This is a genomic window from Pseudomonas sp. JQ170C, assembly GCF_035581345.1.
Classification (GTDB): Bacteria; Pseudomonadota; Gammaproteobacteria; order Pseudomonadales; family Pseudomonadaceae; genus Aquipseudomonas.
The window spans coordinates 4,527,147-4,549,673 of record NZ_CP141608.1; the positions used below are offsets into that span (position 1 = coordinate 4,527,147).

The window sequence follows — 22,527 nt, forward strand, 5'->3', positions numbered from 1 at the left end:
ATGAGCTTTGTCAGCGTACAGAATCTGCAAAAAAGCTATGGCGCAAGCCCGGTGTTCACCGACATCAATTGCCAGATCGAGCGCGGTGAGTTCGTCACCTTGCTGGGCCCATCGGGCTGTGGCAAGTCCACCCTGCTGCGCTGTATTGCCGGCCTCACGGCCGTAGACAGCGGCAAGATCCTCCTCGACGGCAACGACCTCGTGCCCCTGAGCCCGCAAAAGCGCGGCATCGGCATGGTGTTCCAGAGCTACGCGCTGTTTCCCAACATGACCGTGGAGCAGAACGTTGCCTTTGGCCTGCGCATGCAGAAGGTCAATGCCGACGACAGTCGCAGCCGGGTCCGCGAAGTATTGCAGTTGGTCGAGCTGCAGGACTTCGCCAGCCGCTACCCTCACCAGCTCTCTGGCGGCCAGTGCCAGCGCGTGGCCCTGGCCCGCTCGCTGGTCACCCGCCCGCGCTTGTTGCTGCTCGACGAACCGCTCTCGGCACTGGATGCGCGGATCCGCAAACACCTGCGCGAACAGATCCGCCAGATCCAGCGCGAGCTGGGCCTGACCACCATCTTCGTCACCCATGACCAGGAAGAAGCGCTGACCATGTCTGATCGCATCTTCCTCATGAACCAGGGCCGCATCGTCCAGAGTGGCGATGCCGAAACCCTTTACACCGCCCCCGTGGACGTCTTCGCCGCCGGTTTTATCGGCAACTACAACCTGCTCGATGCCGACAGCGCCAGCCGCCTGCTGCAGCGCCCGGTCAGCAGCCGCCTGGCGATTCGACCGGAAGCCATTGCCCTGAGCCTGAGCGGCGAACTCGAAGGTCAGGTGCTTAGCCACAGCTTGCTGGGCAACGTGATTCGCTACCGGATCCAGGCCCGCGGGGTAGAGTTGTTGGTCGATGTCCTCAACCGCTCGTCTGCCGATCTGCATCCAGACGGCCAGCGGGTATCCTTGTCGATCGATCCCACCGCCCTCTGCGAAGTCGCCTGAGGGTTGCACAGGAGTTTTTTAGAACATGGCATTAGCGATTTTCGATCTGGACGAAACCCTGATCCACGGTGATTGCGCCTCCTTGTGGAGCGAACAGATGGCCCGCCTCGGCTGGGTCGATGGTGAATCCTTCCTGCGCCGCGACCGCGAGCTGATGGATGCCTACGGCAAGGGGCACCTGGCCATGGAAGACTACATGGCCTTCAGCCTGGAGCCGGTGGCCGGACGCACCCTGGAAGAGGTCGAGCATTTGGTCGAGCCCTGGGTCGAGGACTTCATCGAGCCGATCATCTTCAGCGATGCCTGCAAGTGCATTGCCGAACATCGCAAGAAAGGCGACCGTATCCTGGTGATTTCCGCCTCCGGCACCCACCTGGTGGGGCCGATCGCTGCGCGCCTGGGCATCGACGAATACCTGGGGATCAACCTGGAGGTGGAGAACGGTGTGTATACCGGCAAGACCAGCGGCGTGCTGACCTACCGCGAAGGCAAGATCACCCGGCTGCTGGAGTGGCTCGATCAGGAAGAGGAAAACCTGGAGGGGGCGAGCTTCTATTCAGACTCGCGTAATGACCTGCCGCTGCTGCTGAAGGTGGATTACCCGCATGTGGTCAATCCAGACCCGGTGTTGCGCGAGCATGCAGAGAAGAACGGCTGGCCGATTCATGCCTGGAGCTGATTGACGTTCATCGCGGGGCAAGCCCGCTCCTACCCGGTAGGAGCGGGCTTGCCCCGCGATCCAATCCCTAAACTAGACTTTCGTCGATCACCAACACCAGCTTGCCCGACACCTGGTTACTCGCCAGTTCGGCAAACGCGGCCTCGGCATCCTTGACCGGATAAGCCTTGGCCAGTTGCGGCTTGAGCCGACCTTCGCTGAACAGCGGCCACACCTGCTGCCCCAGGTCTCTGAGCAGATCCGCCTTGAACTGATCGTCGCGGGTACGCAGGGTCGAACCCACCACCTGCACGCGCTTGACCAGCAACTGCGCCAGGTCCAGCTCCGCCTTGCGCCCGCCCATCAAGCCAATGATCACCCAGCGACCGTCACGGGCCAGCAGCTTGAGGTTGAGCTCGGCATAGTTCGCCCCGACTGGGTCGAGGATCACATCGAACGGGCCGAAGTCGTTCAGGCTGTTCAGGTCGTCACCGCGCACCACACCGGCGCTGGCGCCCAGGGACTCGCAGTAGGCCAGGCGCTCGGCCGAGCCGACACTCACCCAGCACGGGCTGCCAAACGCCTTGCACAGCTGGATAGCCGCCGAACCCACGCCGCTGGCGCCGGCATGCAGCAGTACCTTCTCACCCGGCTTGAGCCCGGCCAGCTGGAACACATTGAGCCACGCCGTGGCATACACCTCCGGGATCGCGGCAGCCTCTGCCAGGCTCAGGCCTTCGGGCACCGGCAGCACGTGACGGCCATCAACCACCACTTCCTCGGCCATACCGCCACCCGCCAGCAGCGCGCACACCCGATCGCCCACCTGCCAGGACGAGCCCGCACCCACCTCGGTAATCACCCCGGAACACTCCAGCCCCAGAAACTCACTGGCACCTGGCGGCGGCGGGTAGAGTCCGGCGCGCTGCAGCAAGTCGGCACGATTGAGGCCGGCAGCGGCCACACGAATTCGTACTTGACCGATATCGCAAGTTGGACTTGTCGTCGCAACCCACTCCACATGTCCGTCAACGCCTTGCAATGCTTTCACAGTGCCTCCATAGTTGAGTCATGACTGAGCCCGGAAGCTGTAGCCCCGGGCTTTTTGCATTATGCGTCCGGTTTTCATGGAACCGGCGAATCCAAAGACGGCCTAATATGCGTGATCAATTGTCCCTACGTCGAATCAGCATGAAGCATTTTCTGCCAAGCACCACCCTAGCCCTGTTGATCGGCCTGGGCAGTCTGCCGCTTGCGGGCAGTGCTTGGGCCAGCAATAGCTGGGACAAACTCCAGCCCGGGCGTGACGAAGTGGTCGCCAGCCTCAATGTGGTCGAGCTGCTCAAGCGCCACCACTACAGCAAGCCGCCGCTCAACGACTCGCGCTCGGTCATCATCTACGACAGCTACATCAAGCTGCTCGACCCGGCCCGCAGCTACTTCCTGGCCAGCGACATCGCCGAGTTCGACAAGTGGAAGACCCAGTTCGACGACTTCCTCAAGAGCGGCAACCTCGATCCTGGCTTCACTATCTACAAGCGTTATCTGGACCGGGTCAAATCGCGTCTGGACTTCGCCCTGGCCGAACTGAACAAGGGTGTCGAGAACTTCGACTTCAGCACCAAGGAAACCCTGCTGATCGACCGCAAGGACGCCCCTTGGCTGAAGAACCAGGCCGAGCTCGATGACCTGTGGCGCAAACGGGTCAAGGACGAAGTGCTACGCCTGAAGATCGCCGGCAAAGAGCCCAAGGCCATCCAGGAGCTGTTGACCAAGCGCTACAAGAATCAGCTCACCCGCCTGGACCAGACCCGCGCCGAAGACATCTTCCAGGCTTACATCAACACCTTCGCCCAGTCCTACGACCCGCACACCAACTACTTGTCACCTGACAACGCGGAAAACTTCGATATCAACATGAGCCTGTCGCTCGAAGGTATCGGCGCCGTGCTGCAAAGCGACAACGACCTGGTCAAGATCGTGCGCCTGGTGCCCGCCGGCCCTGCCGCCAAGACCAAGCAAGTGGCCCCTGCCGACAAGATCATCGGCGTAGCCCAGGGCGACAAGGAAATGGTCGATGTCATCGGCTGGCGCCTGGATGAAGTGGTCAAGCTGATCCGCGGCCCGAAAGGCTCGGTGGTTCGCCTTGAAGTCATTCCGGCAACCAACGCCCCGAACGACCAGACCAGCAAGATCGTGCCGATCACCCGCGAGGCGGTGAAGCTGGAGGAGCAGGCGGCGAAAAAATCCGTGCTCAAGCTCAAGCAGGACGGCCGCGACTACAAGCTGGGCATTATCGAGATTCCCGCCTTCTACCTGGACTTCAAGGCCTTCCGTGCCGGCGATCCGGAGTACAAGAGCACCACCCGCGACGTGAAAAAACTGCTCACCGAGCTGCAGAAGGAAAAAGTCGACGGCGTGGTCATCGACCTGCGCAACAACGGCGGCGGTTCCCTGCAGGAAGCCACGGAGCTCACCAGCCTGTTCATCGACAAGGGCCCGACCGTACTGGTGCGCAACAGCGACGGCCGCGTCGACGTGCTTGAAGATGAAAACAACGGCGCCTTCTACAAAGGCCCGCTGGCCCTGGTGGTCAACCGCCTTTCGGCCTCGGCCTCGGAGATTTTCGCCGGCGCCATGCAGGACTATCACCGCGCACTGATCCTCGGCGGCCAGACCTTCGGCAAGGGCACCGTGCAGACCATCCAGCCGCTCAACCATGGCGAGCTGAAGCTGACCCTGGCCAAGTTCTACCGGGTTTCCGGGCAGAGCACCCAGCATCAGGGCGTGCTGCCGGACATCGACTACCCGTCGATCATCGACACCAAGGAAATCGGCGAAAGCGCCCTGCCTGAAGCCATGCCGTGGGACACCATCCGCCCGGCGATCAAACCTGCGGTCGATCCGTTCAAGCCGTTCCTGGCCCAGCTCAAGGCCCGTCACGACAGCCGCACCGCCAAGGACCCGGAATTTGTCTACATCCGCGACCGCCTGGCGCTGACCCAGAAGCTGATGAACGAAAAAACCGTCAGCCTCAACGAGGCCGAACGTCGTGCCCAGCATGCCGATATCGAAAGCAAGCAACTGGCTCTGGAGAACACCCGCCGCAAAGCCAAGGGCGAAGAGCCGCTCAAGGAACTGAAGAAGGAAGACGAAGACGCCCTGCCGGTGGAGCCGGACGATACCAAACCTGAAGACGACGCGTACCTGTCGGAATCCGGTCGTATCCTGCTCGACTACCTGGGTCTGAACTCGGCGGTGGCCAAGAACAACCGCTGAAACGGTAGTGGCAAAATAATGTGACCGTGCCGCCATTGCGTCATTAAACAGTCACGAATCTGTCGTGAAATAAAGGGACTGGAGCCGTTGGCTCCAGTCCCTTTTTTTCAAGGTAGTGCTGCCCATGACCGTGACCGAACAGCTCAGCGCGTTGAGCACCATTCTGGCTCAAAGCGGCTTGCACAGCCTGTTCCAGCCCATCGTCTGCCTGTCACAGCGGCGCATCCTCGGCTACGAGGCCTTGAGCCGCGGCCCCTCCAACAGCCCCTTGCATTCACCGATCAATCTGTTTGCCGTCGCCCGCCAGGCCGGGCGCCTGACCGAGCTGGAAGTGGCCTGCCGGGAAAGCGCCTGCCGACGCTTCAGCCAGCAGCAACTGGAGGGCAAGCTGTTTCTCAACGTCTCTCCCGAGTCGCTGCTGGAACCCCAGTATCAGTCCGGACGCACCCTGAAAATGCTCAACGACCTGGGGCTGTCGCCCAGCCGGGTAGTGATCGAGCTGACCGAGCAGACCCCCACCGATGATTTCCAACTGCTGTTCAATGCCCTGCACCACTACCGCGACATGGGTTTTTCGATTGCCCTGGATGACCTGGGCGCGGGGTATTCGAGCCTGCGGCTGTGGTCGGAACTGCGCCCGGACTATGTGAAGATCGACCGCCACTTCATAGATGGCATCCATCAGGATGCGGTCAAGCGCGAGTTTGTCGGCTCCATTCTGCAGATTGCTCGCGCGTCCCGGGCCCAGGTGATCGCCGAAGGCATCGAGCTTGCCGAGGAGCTCAAGGTACTGACCGACATGGGCGTCGACCTGGTCCAGGGCTATTTGCTCGGCCGTCCCCAGGAACAGGCGTCACGGGACATTCAGCAGATGCTCGGCAGCACCACCCGCGAGGTGCAGGTACTGAGTGATGACTGCGGCAACCTGGCCGCCCTGCTCAACGAGCAACCTGCGGTGGCGCAAGGCACGCCCACCGCGCAAGTGCTGGAGTTGTTCCGTCGCCAGGCCAACCTCAACTCGGTGGCGGTCCTGAATGAGCGCCGCCAGCCCTGCGGTATCGTCCACCGTCACTCGTTGTCGGATGCGCTGCTCAAGCCGTTTGCCACCGACCTGTTCGCACGCAAGCCGATCAGTCGACTGATGAGCGATGATTTCCTGGCCGTGGAGTTGGCGCAGTCGCTGCAAAAGGTCAGTCGCCTGCTGACCAGCCGCGCCCGCCAGCGTATCGAAGAAGATTTCATCATCACCCACAACGGCCGCTACCTGGGCCTGGGCCGGGTGATTGATGTACTCAAGCTGATCACCGAACAGAAGATCCAGCAGGCACGCTACGCCAACCCCCTGACCCTGTTGCCGGGCAACGTGCCGATCCAGCAGTGCCTCGCTCGCCTGCTTCAGCAGCGGCGCGAGGCGGCGATCTGTTATGTGGATATCGACAGTTTCAAGCCGTTCAACGACATCTATGGCTACGCCCGCGGCGATGAAGTGCTGCTGTGCCTGGCGCAATGCCTGAACGAACGGGTCGACCCCAACCACGACTTCGTCGGCCACATTGGCGGGGATGATTTCATGCTGGTGTTGGGCTCCGCTGACTGGGAGCGACGGTTGCAGTTGCTGCTGGAAGACTTTCAGAAACAGTGCCGACGCTTCTACCGTGCCGAACACTTGCAGGCAGGCTGCTTCATTGCCCCCAACCGCCAGGGCCAGCGGCAGGAGTTTGCACTATTGTCGTTGTCGATTGGCGTGGTGCATCTGCACCCGCACGCCTGCGCCGACCTGGATGCCGGGCAACTGGCTGAACTGGCCTCGCAGGCCAAGCACCAGGCCAAGGACCTGTCCGGGCACAGTGTCTACCGGATCGACACCGCCCCTGGCGCTCAGGCTTCTTCGGGGTAGCTGTACTCGAACACCCGCACCACTTCGGAGGCATGCCAGGAGGCGGCAGCCATGCCGTCGGAGGGCCCCGAGAAGCGTCCCAGCCGCTCGACACACTCAAAAAAGCCCGTGCGCGGCAAACGGCTGGCACCCTGGCTGATCACCAGCGAACTACGCAACGGCTGCTCGGCACGGGCGTCCAGCGCTGCCAGGTGCTCAAGGGCAGCGGTGAGGGTCTGCATGGCAGGGCTCGGTAGTTGCAGGCGCTCAAGCAAGGCGCGGTAGGTCAACAAGTGGCGCTGGCGCCGGGCCAGGTCCAGCTCGCCAATCAGGCCATCCCAATGCTGGCGGCTGATCCGTACGCTGCTCACGACGGTTCGCTCCATCCGGCCACCCCCAACTCCCAGGCAAGGCTGCGGCGAATGGCGGCATCCGGCTGGCGTTCGCCGCTCTCGATCAGGGCCAGGTAGACCGGGCTGATGCCAACGCTGCGTGCCAATTGCTCCGGCGCCAGGCCCTTGCCTTCACGCAAACGCGCCAGCTCGCTGAAACTCGGCAAGCTGGCGCTTTGGGATGGGGTGGACTCTGTGTGCTCGACGGCGACCTGCTCGGCTTGACCGGCGGCCTTGAGCAGTGCCTGGTACTGCTCCCAGGGTACGACCGCGTACTCGGGTTGACCGTCTCGGCTGATGACCTGAATACTCATTACAACCCCCTTGTAGGACTACGACATGTAATCCGTAGGCATAACCCTTATGCCAATTATATTACCAGCCACAAGGGTGTGCAGGGGAGCGCGCTTTAATCAGCTTTTTTCCTGTTCCAGCCGTAGGGATTCGGCGGTATCGGGCAGTCGCTCGACCACCCGCAGTTTCTCGGGTGCCTGCCGTGTCCGCCAGGCGTTGAAAGCCGCCAGTTCATCGGACACGGCTTTCAGCACCCAGGCCAGTACGGCGATGTCATCGAGAAAGCCCACCCCCAGCAGCCAGTCGGGGATGGCGTCCAGGGGGCTGACGAAATACAGCAGCCCTGCGACCACAGTGACCAACGCTTTGGGGCTGATGGAGCGGTACTCCCCTCGCCACCAGGCCAGGCACAGGGCCTGCAACACACCCACGTCTTCACGCAGCTTGCCAAGCCGTGGGCCTTTGCGCGCCACGGCAAAAATCAGTGCCGGCAGACGGCCACGGCTGAGCAGGCGCTCGGCCAGGGGCAGAAAGCGGGCAAAACTCCACGGTGCTTTCATACGGCCTCCAGGGACCAACCAGGGAAAGGTTATCCACAATTATTGTGGATAACCTTGTGAACAGAGCGATATTTGCCCCTCGAGGCGCCCGCCAGGCAAGGGCCGAGGTCAAATCGGGCGTTTTTTACACACCTGTTTCAATCGCGCAAACGTTTTGCCCATCGTGCGCCTTTTCTACGTTCGTTGCAGCTTTTCAGACCCGCCCTTGCCTTCAGGGTTCGATGCAATCGCCAGAAACAACAACGCCCCGTCGAGACGGGGCGTTGTCGGTCACGCGGCAGCTTACTCGGCTGCGGCGTCGGCTTCAGGCTTGGCCTGATCCTTGATGCCCAGCAGTTCAAGCTCGAAAACCAGGACCGAGTTGGCCGGGATCATCGGGCTCGGGCTCTGGGCGCCGTAGGCCAGGTCAGCCGGGATGAACAGCTTGTACTTCTCGCCAACGTGCATCAGTTGCAGGCCTTCGACCCAACCCGGGATCACGCCGCTGACTGGCAGGTCGATCGGGCTGCCACGCTCGACGGAGCTGTCGAAGACCTTGCCGTCGATCAGCTTGCCTTCGTAGTGGACGGTGACCACGTCAGTCGGCTTTGGCTGGGCGCCGTCGGCCTTCTTGATCACTTCGTACTGCAGGCCGGAAGTGGTGGTGACGACACCGGTTTTCTTGCCGTTTTCTTCAAGGAACTTCTTGCCGGCGGCAGCCGACTCTTCGCTCATCTTGACCAGGCGCTCTTCAGCGCGCTTCTGCAGGGCAGCAAAGGCTTCGACCAGTTCATCGTCCTTGATCTTCTGCTCTTTGTTGCCAACAGCATCTTCGATGCCTTGAGCAACTGCTTTCGAATCAAGGTCGTCCATGCCTTCCTGAGCCAGGCTTTTGCCCATGTTCAGGCCAATACCGTAGGAGGCTTTCTGTGCCGGAGTCTTGAGCTCGACGCTGGTCTGCGAATCGCAACCCGCCAGGACCAGACTAACCAGGGCAACCGCAGCCGCCAACCGATGCTGTTTCATGCTATTTCCTTGTTCATGCGCCGATAGGGCAATCGAGTAAAGCCGCGAGCTTATCAGGCGGCCACGACCAATGGCTACCGGCATGAGAGCAACAAAAGCCGGATAAGTTCAGCCAGTTAAAACCTTCTTCATACAAAGCTGCAGCCAGTGGCCAGTATTGACGGGACATGACGCTTGAGCAAATTTGCGCGCAGTTTTTGTAGCAGTTTGTAATAAGGGCAGGATTTCAGGGATAGCTGCCGTCGCGGTACTGCGCGGCCACTTCGCGCAGCACTTCGCACAGCCAGCGGGCCGGTAAACTCAGCGGCAAGGCGGCATTGCTGCAGATACCCACGGAGCCGCCCGGCTCTTGAACGCCCAGGTCCAGCTCGCACAACTCGCCCCGGCCAAGATCGACCCGCACGGCGTCACGCGGCGCCACCCACACGGCATCACTGCCTTGCACATAACGCCGACTCAAGGCGGGTGACAGGGTTTCCAGGCGCTGCAGCGGCTGCTCGATGGCGCACTGCACGAACAGGCTGTCGGCGTGCTTGCGGATGGTGGTGCCGGCCAGCGGCAACACCAGCGGATAGCGGCCCACCTGGTTGCGTTCGATGGGCTGGCGGGCCAGCAGCGGATGCCCGGGACGCACCACCAGCGACATCGACTCGCTGTACAGGTGCTCGAACAGCAAGCCCTGGATCTGCGGGCTATCCGTCATGCGCCCGATCACCAGGTCCAGGTCACCGACATGCAATTGCGCCAGCAGATGGGCACTGGGGCCGGTGGCGACGCTGACCACCAGGGCCTCATGCCGCTGGTGCAGGCGACAGAGCACCTCGGGCATCAGCAGGCTTTCAACCGTGGACAGCACGCCGATACGCACCTGTGGCGGTGCGTGCTCCTCTCCCCGCAAGGTACTCACGCCCTCACGCAACGCCTGCACGCTGGGCCCGGCATAACGCATGAAACGCACCCCGGCCGGCGTCAGCTCGACACCCTGCTTGCTTCGGTCGAACAGACGTGTCTGCAGCAGCTCTTCAAGCTCCTTGAGGGTCTTGGAGATGGCGGGCTGACTGATCGACATGGCGTCGGCGGCCTTGGCGAAACTGCCCTGGCGGGCGATTTCGAGAAAGCACAGGAGGTGGCGGAACTTGATACGGGTGTCGAGGTTCATCCGCGGAGTGTATCGGGGCGTTCTTTCGCGGGGCAAGCCTGCGATCAGCCGTGGTTCTGTAGGAGCGGGCTTGCCCCGCGAGAGGCCGGTACAGCCAGCACAATAGGTATTGGCTGAACCATTGATCGCGGGGCAAGCCCGCTCCTACCCGTCCATTGGGCGGGAGCTGAAATCGGGGCAAGACGATATCTACGGTCGATTGACTCCTCTCAACCCAAACCAATCTCCACCTGCTCACCCTGCAACCTTACTGGCCAAACCTGCAACGCCTGCCCCGCATCCTCAAGGCAACGCCCGTCACTCAAGCAAAAGTGCTGCTTGTACAACGGCGCCGCTACCACCAGTTCGCCCTTCAGGTGCCCTACCAATCCACGGCCGATCACATTGGCGCCCGACTTGGGGTCGACGTTATCAACGGCGTAGACCGGTGTGCTCTGCTCCGGCAGATAGAACAGCGCAACCTGGCGCCCCTCGAACCACACCACCACCCCCGACTGCGCCACCAGGTCATCCCGGCTACAGACCGTTTGCCAGTGTCGGGTTTGCAGGTTTACAGCAACGTTGGACAGGCTCATCACAGCACCTCTTCAGTGGTCGGGATCAAGTGAAGTTCAGCGGCGCCGATCGGCCGGCGCTGGCCACGCTCGCGGACAAAATGCACGCCTGGGTCCGGGCGCTGGTCGTTGACGAAGGTCCGGAAGCGTTTGAGCTTTTCCGGGTCCTTCAGGGCATTGGCCCATTCGCATTCGTAGCGGTCGACCACCAACTGCATCTGCGCCTCAAGCTCCGCGCCCAGGCCCAGGCTGTCGTCGAGAATCACCTGCTTGAGGTAGTCCAGCCCGCCTTCGAGGCTTTCTCGCCACACCGAGGTGCGCTGCAATTTGTCGGCGGTGCGGATATAGAACATCAGCACCCGGTCGATGGTGCGGATCAGCGCGGCATCGTCCAGGTCAGTCGCGAACAGCTCGGCATGCCGCGGGCGCATGCCGCCGTTGCCGCACACATAGAGGTTCCAGCCCTTCTCGGTGGCGATCACACCGATGTCCTTGCTCTGCGCCTCGGCACATTCGCGGGTGCAGCCCGATACCGCGAACTTGAGCTTGTGCGGTGAGCGCAGGCCCTTGTAGCGGTCCTCCAGGGTCAGGGCCATCTGCACGCTGTCCTGTACGCCGTAGCGGCACCAGGTGCTGCCGACACAGGATTTGACCGTGCGCGTTGACTTGCCATAAGCATGGCCGGTCTCGAATCCGGCCTCGATCAGTTCGCCCCAGATGGCCGGCAACTCGTGAAGCTGGGCGCCGAACAGGTCGATGCGCTGGCCGCCGGTGATCTTGGTGTAGAGGTCGTACTTTTTCGCCACCTGGCCGATGACAATCAGCTTGTCCGGGGTGATTTCGCCACCCGGGATGCGCGGCACCACCGAATATGTGCCGTTCTTTTGCATGTTGGCCATGAAGGTGTCGTTGGTGTCCTGCAGCGGCACCAGCGACGGGTCCATGATCGGCTGGTTCCAGCAGGAGGCCAGGATCGAGCCGACGGTAGGTTTGCAGATGTCGCAGCCAACATGACCGCGACCATGTTTGGCGAGCATCTCATCGAAGCTCAGGATGCCCTCCACCCGCACCAGGGCGTAAAGCTCCTGGCGGGTGTAGGCAAAGTGCTCGCACAGGCTCTTGTCGACGCTGACACCGCGGGCGATCAACTCATGCTCGAACACCTGCTTGAGTAGCGCCGCACAACCGCCGCAACCGGTGCAGGCCTTGGTCTGCTGCTTGAGCGCACCCAGCTCGCCGCAGCCGTTGTCGATGGCGCTGCAAATCGCGCCCTTGCTGACGTTGTGGCACGAACAGATCGTTGCGCTGTCGGGCAAGGCATCGGCGCCCAGGGTTGGCGCACCGCTCGATTGCGGCAAGATCAGCGCGGACGGATCGGCCGGCAAGGCAATGCCGTTTTGTGCGTACTGCAGCAGCGTGTCGTAGTAGCTGTTGTCGCCCACCAGCACTGCACCCAGCACCCGCTTGCCGCTGGCATCGACCACCAGGCGGCGGTACGCCGAATTGGCTTCGTCGATAAAGCGATAGCTGCGCGCCCCGGGTGTCGCACCATGGGCATCACCGATGGAGCCAACATCGACGCCCAGCAACTTGAGCTTGGTCGACATGTCGGCACCGGTGAAGCTGGCGGCCTCTTCACCGGCCAGTGCCGCGGCCACATTGCGCGCCATGGTGTAGCCCGGCGCGACTAGGCCAAACACGCTGCCATTCCATGACGCGCATTCGCCGATGGCGAAGATCTGCGCATCGCTGGTGCGGCAATTGCTATCGACCACCACGCCGCCACGGGCGGCGATTTCCAGGCCGCTGCTGCGACCCAGGGCATCCTGCGGGCGGATGCCTGCGGAGAATACGATCAGGTCGGTTTCCAGGCACTCACCGCCATCGAAATTCATCCGGTAGCGATAGTCTTCGCCGGCAACCACTGACTGGGTCGCCCGTGACAGGTGCACGCCGACACCCAGTGCCTCGATCTGCGCACGCAGGGCCGCGCCGCCTTCGGCATCGAGCTGCACCGGCATCAGGCGCGGGGCAAACTCCACCACATGGGCTTCCAGACCCAGGGACTTGAGGGCATTGGCCGCCTCCAGCCCCAACAGCCCACCCCCGACCACCACCCCGCGCCGGGCATCGGTGGCGGCGGCACGAATGGCATCAAGATCATCCAGGGTGCGGTACACCAGGCGCGAAGCGCCCTCGCAACCCTCGATGGGCGGCACGAAGGGATAGGAGCCAGTGGCCAGGATGAGCTGGTCATAGGCATAGCGTCCACGCGGGGTCACCACTTCGCGGCGCTCGCGATCAATCGCCACCACCGCCTCGTGCAGGTGCAGGCTGATACCGTGCTCGGCATACAGACCCGCTGCTCCCAGGGCCAGGGTTTCGGCATCACTGCCGCCGAAGTACTCCGACAGGTGCACCCGGTCGTAGGCACGCTGGCGCTCTTCACCGAACACCCGCACCTCGAAGCGGCCCAGGGCCCCTCGCTCGATCAGTTGCTCGACGCAGTGATGTCCCACCATGCCGTTGCCGACGATGATCAGTTTTTCTCGCTGGGCGATGGTCGTTGCTGCATTCATACCCGATCCTCACTCAAGGCCATTCACGGTGGCTGTGCTGCCGGGGCTAGCCCCGAAAAACAAAAAAAGGCGTCTGGAGCCGAAGCTCCAGGCGCCTTTGCCTGGTCGTTTTATGTAGTTCCGGTGCAGATCGCCATTGACCCGCGAGAACGTTGTACTTCGATAAAAGCAGGGAGCGTGCCAACTGCCGAACGCCCCTGAAACCGGGGCTTTGGCCGTATAACCGGCCTACTTCACCGACCCAGGCTGGTGCAGCGCTCCCCCTTATGGGGCACTCAATACACATCGCGCAGGTAGCGCTTGCTCCGGCTCAGTTCGCTGACATAGGCATCGGCCTGATCGGCACTGAGCGCGCCGTGCTCGCGAATGACCTGCTTGAGCGCCGCGTCGACATCCTTGGCCATGCGCTCGGCGTCGCCACACACATAAAAGTGGCCGCCCTCCTCCAGCCAGCGCCACAGCTCGGCGCCCTGCTCGATCATGCGTTGCTGCACATAGATCTTCGCCGACTGGTCACGGGAGAAGGCGGTGTCCAGGCGAGTGAGATGCCCCTCACGCTGCCACTGGAGGAGTTCATCGCGGTAATAAAAATCGGTGGCCGCTTTCTGCTCGCCAAAGAACAGCCAGTTGCGGCCGGTGGCGCCTTGCACCTGGCGCTCCTGAAGAAAGGCGCGAAACGGCGCAACACCGGTGCCCGGGCCGACCATGATGACCGGCGCATGGTTGTCTTTGGGCAAGAGAAAGTGCTGGGTCGGCTGGGTGAAGATTCTCGCGCTGCCCTGCCCAAGGCGATCGGCCAGGTAGGTCGAGCACACGCCTTTGCGCTGGCCGTAGCGCACCGTGGACATCGTCAAATGCACCTGGCCCGGATGGAAACCGGGGCTGGAGCTGATCGAATAAAGCCTGGGCTGCAAGGGTTTCAAGAGGCTGAGCCAGGTGTCCAGTTGCAGTTGCACGGGGTAGGCCTCAAGCAGGTCAAGCAATTGCTTGCCCCACAGCCAGTCCTTGAGCGCGAGCTTGTTGTGCGGCATCAGCAATTGGCCCAACGACGCGTCATCCGTGTGACTGGCCACAGCCTCCAGTAGGGCCGGCGTGATGCGGGCGATGTCCAGGTGGTCGGTCAACGCCTCGAACAGCGGCATGTCGGCGGCCTGGCCCTTGAGGCTGACGCCGCAGTTGCCATCCAGTCCGCTGGCCGCCAGAACCGCCTCTACCAGCGCCGGGCAGTTGCGCGGCCAGACACCCAGGGCATCGCCGGCCTGATAGCTGAAACCGCTGTCGGCCAGATCGAACACCACTTGCCGGGTTTCCTTGCCGGCACCCGGGCTGTTGAGCAGGCGATTGTCCAGCATGCGGGCCGCCAGCGGCGCCTGCTTGCTGAACCCCGCACTGGCAGCGGGAGCCATGCTGCCCAGCGCCGATGCGCCCTGATGCCCGAACTTGGCCAGCAGCGCCTGCAACCACTGACCGGCGGGTTCCAGTGGATCGCCTTCGCAATCGACCCGCGCCAGCAGACGCTGGCCGCCCAGGTCCTGCAAGCGCTGGTCGAGCTTGCGACCGAAGCCACAGAACTGATCGTAACTGGAATCCCCCAGGGCCAGCACCGCATAAGGCAGGCCCGCACACCGCCGGGAGTGCTCACCATGCAGGCCTTGCCAGAAGGCCGCGCCGCTGTCGGGTGCGTCGCCATCGCCAAAGGTGCTGGCGATCAGCAGCAGGCTGGCGGGACTGTCCAGTTGCTCGAGCGCCACGTCTTCCATGCAACTGAGCTGCACCGGCAGCCCGACCTGGCGCAGGTGCTCGGCGCAGCGTTCGGCCAGCGCCTGGCCGTTGCCTGTTTGCGAGGCCCAGAGCAGCAGGTGCTGATCGCGAACAGACACCACCGGGGCCACCTCGACAGCATCGATACGTTCACCGGCGATCCGGCTCAAGGCCACTGCGCAATATTTGAAGGCCGGCTGCAACGACACCGGGTCCACTGCATCGCTGGTGACCGCGTTGACCGCGAGGTTGTCGCCGAACGTATCGTTCCAGTGAAACGGCGCAAAGCAGTTGCCCGGCAGTACCCGCGCGGTGATCCGCGCCGGCAGCACCGCCTGACCACGGCGGGAGCGCAGCTGTACCTGATCCTTTTCGGCGATGCCCAGGCGCGCGGCGTCCTCGGGGTGGATCTCCACAAAAGGCCCGGGGTCGAGTTTGTTCAGGGCCGCCACCTTGCCGGTCTTGGTCAGGGTGTGCCATTGGTGCTGGACCCGCCCGGTGTTCAGCACCAGGGGGAAATCTTCGTTGGGCAGCTCCGCTGGCGGCAGGCAAGGCCGGGCGAAGAAGCGCGCCTTGCCGTTGGGGGTCGCGAACGCGATGGCAGGCACCTGCCCCTGCTCATCACGCAGCAGCGTCTGGCTGACGCCATTGTTGCGATAGCGCAGCGGGCTGCGCGGGTTGTCACGCTGTGGTTCGCACGGCCATTGCTGCGATGCCTCACGCAGTGCGCTGTAGCTGGCGCCGCGCAGATCGTAGCCGGTGGCCGGATTCCAGGCCTGGCGAATTTCCTCGAATACCGCTTCTGCACTGTCGTAGCTGAAGGCCTCGGCATAGCCCATGGCGCAGGCGATTCGGGCGATAAGTTGCCAGTCGGGCAGGCTCTGGCCTGGCGGCTCGACAGCCTTGTTCATCAAGGTCAAGTTGCGCTCGGAGTTGACCATCACCCCCTCGCCCTCGGCCCACAGCGCGGCCGGCAGGAGGATGTCGGCGTAGCGGTTGGTTTCGGTGTCGAGGAAGGCATCCTGGGTGATCACCAGTTGCGCCGCCTGCAAACCGGCGATGACCTGCTGGCGATTGGCGACGCTGGCCACCGGGTTGCTGCAGATGATCCAGCACGCCTTGATCGAGCCATTGGCCATGCTGTCGAACAGCGCTACGGTGCCATCACCGGCCTCACTGCGCAGGCTGCCTGCGGGGATGTTCCACAGCTGCTCGACAAAGGCGCGGTCGGCTTCCACCAACGCTGAACGCTGCCCCGGCAGGCCTGGCCCCATATAGCCCATCTCGCGCCCGCCCATGGCGTTGGGTTGGCCGGTCAACGAGAAGGGGCCGCTGCCCGGCCGGCAGATAGCCCCGGTGGCCAGGTGCAGGTTGCACAGCGCGTTGGTCTGCCAGGTGCCGTGGATGCTCTGGTTCAGGCCCATGGTCCAGCAACTCATCCACTCCGCAGCCTGGCCGATCCATTGCGCGGCCTTGCGGATGTCGGCTTCGGCAAGGCCGGTGATGGCGGCGACCCGCGCGGGGGTGTAGTCCTCAAGGAAGGCCGGCATCGCCTCCCAGCCTTCGGTATGCCGGGCCATGAAATCGGCATCGGTATGGCCATTGCTGTGCAGCAGATACAGCAGGCCATTGAGCAGGGCCAGGTCCGTGCCGGGCTTGATCTGCAGGAACAGGTCGGCCTTGTCGGCGGTGGCGCTGCGCCGGGGGTCGACGACGATCAAGCGAGCGCCGGCCTTGAGCCGGTCAAGCAGGCGCAGGAACAGAATGGGGTGACAGTCGGCCATGTTCGCGCCAATCACGAAGAACACCTCGGCGCGGTCGAAATCCTGATAGCTGCCCGGCGGGCCGTCGGCCCCCAACGACAATTTATAGCCGCTGCTGGCGCTGGCCATGCACAGGCGCGAGTTGGACTCGATATGGCGGCTGCGCACAAAGCCTTTGGCCAGTTTGTTGACCAGGTACTGGGCCTCCAGCGACATCTGCCCGGAAACATAGAATGCCAGGGCATCCGGGCCATGCTCATCAACAATTGCACGCAGGCGTCGGGCGGCCTGTTCGATGGCGGCATCGATGCCTGTCTGCACCGGGTCGCGCTCGCGCAGCGCCCGGACATAGGCGTGCTCCATGCGCCCGGATTCGCGCAGCGGCTGATGCGACGTCAGGCCCTTGGTGCATAAGCGACCAAAATTGCTGGGATGCTGTTTGTCGCCGCTGACTTTCGTCACCCGGTTGCCCTCAACCGTCATGACAATGCCGCAACCCACACCACAATACGGGCAAACACTGCGCACGCTGGTGCTGCTCATCTGCCTACCTCCTGCTTGCGCAAACAAAAAGGCGCCCTGCTGTTCTGGCTTGTGAAAACAAGTCAGAGCAGCACGGCGCCTTTGTCGTGAACGGGGCAATCTGCGTTGATTGCCGGATAGCCAGGCAGTAGCAAAGGTCGCGCCAGCTTGCGCAGCCCTTTAACGACGGGGGTTTTGAGCGTAATGAAGCGTCAGGGACGCACCGCCTTGGGGAGGCGCGCACCATGCAGAGGCACACGGATGCGAAAAACGCGAACGACAGAAACAAAAAAAGCGACCCTAAGGTCGCTTTCTTTGTTGCTTCCGGGTGTTCAGTGGGCCCTGGAAGCTAAATATGGCGCAGCGGACGGGACTCGAACCCGCGACCCCCGGCGTGACAGGCCGGTATTCTAACCGACTGAACTACCGCTGCGCGATACACTGAGAAGAAGTGGTGGGTGATGACGGGATCGAACCGCCGACCCTCTGCTTGTAAGGCAGATGCTCTCCCGGCTGAGCTAATCACCCTTCGTCTCGGTGTGGCGCGCATTCTACGGAGCACCGAACACTCTGGCAAGCACTTTTTTAAAAAAATTTTTCAGGCGTTCCAAAGACTTAGCGGACTTGGCCTGAAGCGCCCGCTCGGAGAATAATGCCCTCCTTATGTGTTGAGGAGAGATTCACCCCATGTGGTTCAAAAACCTGCTGACCTATCGCCTGACCCAGGATGTCCCGTTCGATCCCGAAGCACTGGAAACCGCTCTGGCCAGCAAGCCGGCGCGCCCTTGCGCCAGCCAGGAGTTGACCACTTACGGTTTCGTCGCGCCGTTCGGCAAAGGCGAGGATGCTCCACTGGTACATGTCAGCGGTGACTTCCTGCTGATCGCCGCACGTAAAGAAGAACGCATCCTGCCTGGCAGCGTGGTGCGTGATGCGGTCAAAGAGAAGATCGACGAGATCGAAGCCGAGCAGATGCGCAAGGTCTATAAGAAGGAGCGCGACCAGATCAAGGACGAGATCATTCAGGCCTTTCTGCCGCGCGCCTTTATTCGCCGCTCGATGATCTTCGCTGCCATCGCCCCCAAGCAAGGCCTGATCCTGGTCAACTCGGCCAGCGCCAAGCGCGCCGAAGACCTGCTCTCGACCCTGCGTGAAGTGATGGGCTCGCTGCCGGTGCGCCCGGTGACCGTGAAAATCGCCCCGAGCGCGACCATGACCGACTGGGTCAAGACCCAACAAGCCGCTCCGGACTTCTATGTACTGGACGAGTGCGAGCTGCGCGACACCCACGAAGACGGCGGCATCGTTCGCTGCAAGCGTCAGGACCTGACCAGCGACGAGATCCAGCTGCACCTGGGGACCGGCAAGGTGGTAACCCAGCTGTCCCTGGCCTGGCAGGACAAGCTGTCGTTTGTGCTCGACGACAAGATGGTGATCAAGCGTCTGCGCTTTGAAGAGCTGCTGCAGGACCAGGCCGAAGAAGACGGTGGCGACGAGGCCCTGGGCCAACTCGATGCCAGCTTCACCCTGATGATGCTGACGTTCGGCGAATTCCTGCCGGCGCTGTTTGAAGCGCTGGGCGGTGAAGAGATTCCGCAAGGCGTCTAAACAAAGGTAGGAGCGGGCTTGGCCCGCGATAGCGGTGTGACATTAAGATCGCTATCGCGGGGCAAGCCCGCTCCTACATGGAGACTGTGTATGTCCTGGATCATTCTGTTTTTCGCCGGCCTGTTTGAAGTCGGCTGGGCCGTCGGCCTCAAGTACACCGATGGCTTCACTCGCCCCCTTCCCACGGCCCTGACTATCGTTGCCATGGCCATCAGCCTCGGCCTGCTGGGCCTGGCCATGAAAGAGTTGCCCCTGGGCACGGCCTACGCCATCTGGACCGGTGTCGGTGCAGTCGGCACGGTAATCGCCGGCATCATCCTGTTCGGTGAGTCCATGGCGCTGGTGCGCCTGGTCAGTGTGGCCCTGATTATCGCCGGCCTGATCGGCCTCAAGGTCAGCGCCAGCTGACCTTGCCCTTCCCCATCAGCGCAGCTCGCCTCGCAACTGGCTGACGCGCTCTCGCAACAGTGCCGGCTGCGCTGCGTCTACCGGGACGGCTGCACCGGCCACCAGGGTCACCCGCGACCACAAGCGGCGAAACATGCCCTTGGCCGGATCGCGGCTGAAAAAGCTGCCCCACAAGCCCTGCAAAGCCAGCGGAATGACCGGCACCGGCGTCTGTTCGATGATCCGGCTTACGCCACCCTTGAACTCATCGATCTCACCGTCACTGGTCAGTTTGCCCTCTGGAAAGATACACACCAGTTCCCCCTCGGCCAGGCAGGCGGCAATGCGCTTGAACGCCTGCTCGTAGATCTCGCCATCTTCCTGGCGCCCGGCAATCGGGATGGCACCTGCGGTGCGGAAGATAAAGTTGAGCACCGGCAGCTGGAAAATCTTGTAGTACATGACAAACCGGATGGGCCGGCGCACGGCCCCGCCAATCAGCAATGCATCGACAAACGACACGTGGTTGCACACCAACAGCGCCGCGCCCTCCTCCGGAATCTGCTGCAGGTCACGGTGCTCGACCCGGTACATGGAATGGCTGAGCAGCCAGATCATGAAGCGCATGGTGAACTCGGGGACGATCCTGAAGATGTAGGTGTTGACGCCAATGTTCAGCAACGACACCACCAGGAACAGCTGGGGAATGGTCAATTCCACCAGGCTCAACAACACGATGGTGACAATGGCCGAGACCACCATGAACAACGCATTGAGAATGTTGTTGGCGGCGATGACCCGCGAACGCTCGTTAACCGCGGTGCGCGACTGGATCAAGGCATACAGCGGCACGATGTAGAAGCCTCCGAAGATGCCAAGACCGACAATCGACAGCAGAATCCACCACGCCTCGGTCATGCCCAGCAGGGTCAGCCAGTCATGGGGCGTTGCCGCCGCCGGCACATCGCCCGAATGCCACCACCACAGCAGGCCGAACAGGGTCAGGCCAAAGGAGCCGAACGGCACCAGGCCAATCTCCACCTTGTGCCCACTCAAACGCTCACACAGCAGCGAACCCAGGGCGATACCCACCGAGAACAGGGTCAGCACCAGGGTGACCACGGTCTCGTCACCGTGCAGCCAGTCCTTGGCGTAGGCCGGAATCTGCGTCAGGTAGATCGCGCCGACAAACCAGAACCAGGAGTTGCCGACAATCGAACGCGACACCGCGGGGGTCTGGCCAAGCCCCAGGCGCAAGGTGGCCCAGGATTGGGTAAAGATGTTCCAGTCCAGCTTCATCTGTGGCGACGCTGCGCTCGCCCGGGGAATCCAGCGGCTCGACAGATAACCCAGTGCGGCCACCAGCACCACGGCGCAGGCCACCACCGGCGCATAGTGGGTGCTGGACATCATGATCCCGGCGCCAATGGTTCCGGCCAGGATCGCCAGGAACGTGCCCATCTCCACCAGGCCGTTCCCACCGACCAGCTCTTGCTCGCGCAGGGCCTGGGGCAGGATCGAATACTTGACCGGCCCGAACAGTGCCGAGTGCGTCCCCATGGCAAACAACGCCAGCAGCATCAAGGCCAGGTGGTTGGTCAGAAAGCCGATGGCGCCGACCGCCATGATGCCGATCTCGGCCAGCTTGATCAGGCGGATCAGCGCGTCCTTGGCGTACTTTTCGCCAAACTGTCCGGCCAGGGCAGAAAACAGGAAGAACGGCAGAATAAACAGCAACGCACAGAGGTTGATCCAGATCGAACGGTCACCGTCGATCGCCAGCTTGTAGAGAATGGCGAGGATCAACGACTGCTTGAACAGGTTGTCGTTGAAGGCACCCAGCGACTGGGTAATAAAGAAGGGCAAAAATCGCCGCTTGCCAAGAAGGCTGAATTGCGAGGTTTCACTCATCGTCCGTGTACCTGAGTAGGGCTTTGTCATTGGAGGCGTGCAGGCCGAACAAAGCCACAATCACTCTGGTAAATGCAATCTACTTGTGGAGCCCTGCAATGCACGGTGACACAAACAACTCACCCCGCCAGGCGCCGCGCAAGGTCAGGCTGCTGACCAGCAGCCACAGGCCAGCCAGGGCCACTACCAGCACCAGCCCCAGGGTGTGGAAGAAGGCCAGCCCCAGCCAGGCGCCCAGCTTCAGCGTTGCCAGGGTGTACACCCCGAGCGGGAAGGTAAAACCCCACCAGCCCAGGTTGAAGGGCATGCCGTGGCGGATGTAGCGCAGGGTGATCAGTACAGCGGTGAGCAACCACCACAGCCCGGCGCCCCACAACACAATACCGGCGACCAGTCCCAGGCCACGGGCAATCTCACCCAGGCCACCCAGGCCGTTGGCAGCAAACACCGCCGGTGCATCGGCGCCCAGCACCAGCATGCCCAGTGCCCCGGTACCGATCGGGCCCAGTGCCAGCCAGCTCGACGCCGCCATATTGGCGTGGGGCAACTTGTGCAGGGCCATGCGCAGCATGAGGATGGTCAGGATGCTGAAGGCCACCGGCAGCGACACCGCCCACATCACATAGCTGGTGATCAATACCAGGAACTGGCTGTGCCCATCGACCAGGTGCGGCGCCAACAGCCCCCCCGCTGGCGGCTGCCACTTCGGCAGCGACCACAGGCAACAGCCATACAGCCGTCATCTGGTCGATGCTGTGCTCCTGGCGGGTGAACATCAGGTACGGAATGGCCACCCCGCACAACAGGGCCAGGCCCACATCGAACCACCACAGTGCTTCGATCCACGGCACGATGCCCTCACCCCAGCGATTGATACCGAACAACAAGGCACCATTGAGGATCGTGGCCAGGCCCATGGGAATGGTGCCGAAGAACATCGACACGGTGGAGTGGGCGAAAATCCGCCGCGCCTCATCGAAAAACATCACCCAGCGTGCGGTGTACAGCACGCTGAACAGCACGAACAGGGCTATGGTCAGCCACCACAGCGCTTCGGCCAGGCCGTGCAGGCTTTCGATTCCCACCTGCATCAGCGCCAGCGCGAGCACCCCGGTGCCCATGGTCGCGGCGAACCAGTTGGGGGTGAATTGACGGATCACGTCACGCGGGTGAGCCAGGTGGCTCAAGGGGCGCAACGCTGAAGTGGCGGGTTGTTGCAGGCAAGTCAT

At 62.5% G+C, this 22,527-nt stretch carries 16 protein-coding genes, 2 tRNA genes and 1 pseudogene; 6 read left to right on the plus strand and 13 right to left on the minus strand.

The window, feature by feature from the left end; genetic code table 11:
* The gene (locus U9R80_RS20610; protein WP_301839326.1) at positions 1–990 is read left to right on the plus strand and encodes an ABC transporter ATP-binding protein; all 990 of its coding nucleotides are present in this window, start codon (positions 1–3) and stop codon (positions 988–990) included.
* Between the two features lie 25 nt (positions 991–1,015).
* Entirely contained in the window at positions 1,016–1,669 is a 654-nt protein-coding gene (locus U9R80_RS20615; protein ID WP_301839325.1) for an HAD family hydrolase, read from the plus strand.
* 67 nt (positions 1,670–1,736) lie between these two features.
* Here U9R80_RS20615 and U9R80_RS20620 read toward each other — a convergent pair whose 3' ends face one another.
* Positions 1,737–2,699 carry an NAD(P)H-quinone oxidoreductase gene (locus tag U9R80_RS20620; protein WP_301839324.1) on the minus strand — a complete coding sequence of 321 codons (963 nt, stop codon included), beginning with the start codon at positions 2,697–2,699 and terminating at the stop codon, positions 1,737–1,739.
* Positions 2,700–2,839: 140 nt separating this feature from the next.
* Here U9R80_RS20620 and U9R80_RS20625 point away from each other — a divergent pair, with 140 nt between their 5' ends.
* Positions 2,840–4,927, plus strand: coding sequence for a carboxy terminal-processing peptidase (locus U9R80_RS20625; RefSeq protein ID WP_301839323.1), 2,088 nt, complete (start codon positions 2,840–2,842; stop codon positions 4,925–4,927).
* A 124-nt stretch (positions 4,928–5,051) separates the two neighbouring features.
* Positions 5,052–6,824 (plus strand): bifunctional diguanylate cyclase/phosphodiesterase, encoded by a 1,773-nt coding sequence (locus tag U9R80_RS20630; RefSeq protein WP_301839321.1) that lies wholly within the window; start codon positions 5,052–5,054, stop codon positions 6,822–6,824.
* Here the strand turns inward: U9R80_RS20630 and U9R80_RS20635 are convergent.
* The 10 genes from U9R80_RS20635 to U9R80_RS20680 all read right to left on the minus strand — a co-directional run bounded on the left by U9R80_RS20635 (position 6,806) and on the right by U9R80_RS20680 (position 17,920).
* Entirely contained in the window at positions 6,806–7,174 is a 369-nt protein-coding gene (locus U9R80_RS20635; protein WP_324803788.1) for a hypothetical protein, read from the minus strand. The two genes, U9R80_RS20630 and U9R80_RS20635, sit on opposite strands and share 19 nt — an antisense overlap.
* Positions 7,171–7,509 carry a helix-turn-helix domain-containing protein gene (locus tag U9R80_RS20640; RefSeq protein ID WP_028943623.1) on the minus strand — a complete coding sequence of 113 codons (339 nt, stop codon included), beginning with the start codon at positions 7,507–7,509 and terminating at the stop codon, positions 7,171–7,173. Before U9R80_RS20640 ends, U9R80_RS20635 begins: the two co-directional genes overlap by 4 nt.
* 99 nt (positions 7,510–7,608) lie before the next feature.
* A complete protein-coding gene (locus U9R80_RS20645) occupies positions 7,609–8,049 on the minus strand; it encodes a YkvA family protein (RefSeq protein WP_301839319.1) in 441 nt (146 codons plus the stop codon).
* Positions 8,050–8,331: 282 nt separating this feature from the next.
* A complete protein-coding gene (locus U9R80_RS20650) occupies positions 8,332–9,054 on the minus strand; it encodes an FKBP-type peptidyl-prolyl cis-trans isomerase (protein ID WP_301839318.1) in 723 nt (240 codons plus the stop codon).
* Between the two features lie 226 nt (positions 9,055–9,280).
* Positions 9,281–10,213, minus strand: a complete 933-nt coding sequence (gene pcaQ, locus U9R80_RS20655; RefSeq protein WP_301839317.1) for a pca operon transcription factor PcaQ — start codon at positions 10,211–10,213, stop codon at positions 9,281–9,283.
* A gap of 209 nt (positions 10,214–10,422) precedes the next feature.
* Positions 10,423–10,788, minus strand: a complete 366-nt coding sequence (gene nirD, locus U9R80_RS20660; protein WP_301839316.1) for a nitrite reductase small subunit NirD — start codon at positions 10,786–10,788, stop codon at positions 10,423–10,425.
* Positions 10,788–13,346 carry a nitrite reductase large subunit NirB gene (gene nirB, locus U9R80_RS20665; RefSeq protein WP_301839315.1) on the minus strand — a complete coding sequence of 853 codons (2,559 nt, stop codon included), beginning with the start codon at positions 13,344–13,346 and terminating at the stop codon, positions 10,788–10,790. The genes nirD and nirB overlap by 1 nt, the downstream gene beginning before the upstream one ends.
* Before the next feature lie 275 nt (positions 13,347–13,621).
* Entirely contained in the window at positions 13,622–17,413 is a 3,792-nt protein-coding gene (locus tag U9R80_RS20670) for a bifunctional nitrate reductase/sulfite reductase flavoprotein subunit alpha (protein ID WP_301839314.1), read from the minus strand.
* 335 nt (positions 17,414–17,748) lie between these two features.
* Positions 17,749–17,825 (minus strand) — tRNA-Asp (locus U9R80_RS20675).
* Between the two features lie 19 nt (positions 17,826–17,844).
* A tRNA-Val gene (locus U9R80_RS20680) sits at positions 17,845–17,920 on the minus strand.
* A gap of 159 nt (positions 17,921–18,079) precedes the next feature.
* On the opposite strand from U9R80_RS20680, the gene rdgC reads away from it, so the two are divergent.
* Positions 18,080–19,000 carry a recombination-associated protein RdgC gene (gene rdgC / locus U9R80_RS20685; RefSeq protein WP_028943616.1) on the plus strand — a complete coding sequence of 307 codons (921 nt, stop codon included), beginning with the start codon at positions 18,080–18,082 and terminating at the stop codon, positions 18,998–19,000.
* A 90-nt stretch (positions 19,001–19,090) separates the two neighbouring features.
* Positions 19,091–19,408 carry a quaternary ammonium compound efflux SMR transporter SugE gene (sugE, locus tag U9R80_RS20690; protein WP_301839313.1) on the plus strand — a complete coding sequence of 106 codons (318 nt, stop codon included), beginning with the start codon at positions 19,091–19,093 and terminating at the stop codon, positions 19,406–19,408.
* 15 nt (positions 19,409–19,423) lie between these two features.
* Here sugE and U9R80_RS20695 read toward each other — a convergent pair whose 3' ends face one another.
* Positions 19,424–21,298: an MFS transporter gene (locus tag U9R80_RS20695; RefSeq protein ID WP_301839312.1), complete on the minus strand. Its 1,875-nt coding sequence runs from the start codon at positions 21,296–21,298 to the stop codon at positions 19,424–19,426.
* Positions 21,299–21,377: 79 nt separating this feature from the next.
* Positions 21,378–22,527: pseudogene (locus tag U9R80_RS20700) on the minus strand (TDT family transporter).

Excerpts from the sequence above, each read along its gene's own strand:
- U9R80_RS20610 (WP_301839326.1), top strand. The coding sequence starts at position 1 with ATGAGCTTTGTCAGCGTACAGAATCTGCAAAAAAGCTATGGCGCAAGC.
- U9R80_RS20615 (WP_301839325.1), top strand. The coding sequence starts at position 1,016 with ATGGCATTAGCGATTTTCGATCTGGACGAAACCCTGATCCACGGTGAT.
- U9R80_RS20625 (WP_301839323.1), top strand. The coding sequence starts at position 2,840 with ATGAAGCATTTTCTGCCAAGCACCACCCTAGCCCTGTTGATCGGCCTG.
- U9R80_RS20630 (WP_301839321.1), top strand. The coding sequence starts at position 5,052 with ATGACCGTGACCGAACAGCTCAGCGCGTTGAGCACCATTCTGGCTCAA.
- U9R80_RS20640 (WP_028943623.1), bottom strand. The coding sequence starts at position 7,509 with ATGAGTATTCAGGTCATCAGCCGAGACGGTCAACCCGAGTACGCGGTC.
- U9R80_RS20645 (WP_301839319.1), bottom strand. The coding sequence starts at position 8,049 with ATGAAAGCACCGTGGAGTTTTGCCCGCTTTCTGCCCCTGGCCGAGCGC.
- U9R80_RS20650 (WP_301839318.1), bottom strand. The coding sequence starts at position 9,054 with ATGAAACAGCATCGGTTGGCGGCTGCGGTTGCCCTGGTTAGTCTGGTC.
- pcaQ (WP_301839317.1), bottom strand. The coding sequence starts at position 10,213 with ATGAACCTCGACACCCGTATCAAGTTCCGCCACCTCCTGTGCTTTCTC.
- nirD (WP_301839316.1), bottom strand. The coding sequence starts at position 10,788 with ATGAGCCTGTCCAACGTTGCTGTAAACCTGCAAACCCGACACTGGCAA.
- nirB (WP_301839315.1), bottom strand. The coding sequence starts at position 13,346 with ATGAATGCAGCAACGACCATCGCCCAGCGAGAAAAACTGATCATCGTC.
- U9R80_RS20670 (WP_301839314.1), bottom strand. The coding sequence starts at position 17,413 with ATGAGCAGCACCAGCGTGCGCAGTGTTTGCCCGTATTGTGGTGTGGGT.
- rdgC (WP_028943616.1), top strand. The coding sequence starts at position 18,080 with ATGTGGTTCAAAAACCTGCTGACCTATCGCCTGACCCAGGATGTCCCG.
- sugE (WP_301839313.1), top strand. The coding sequence starts at position 19,091 with ATGTCCTGGATCATTCTGTTTTTCGCCGGCCTGTTTGAAGTCGGCTGG.
- U9R80_RS20695 (WP_301839312.1), bottom strand. The coding sequence starts at position 21,298 with ATGAGTGAAACCTCGCAATTCAGCCTTCTTGGCAAGCGGCGATTTTTG.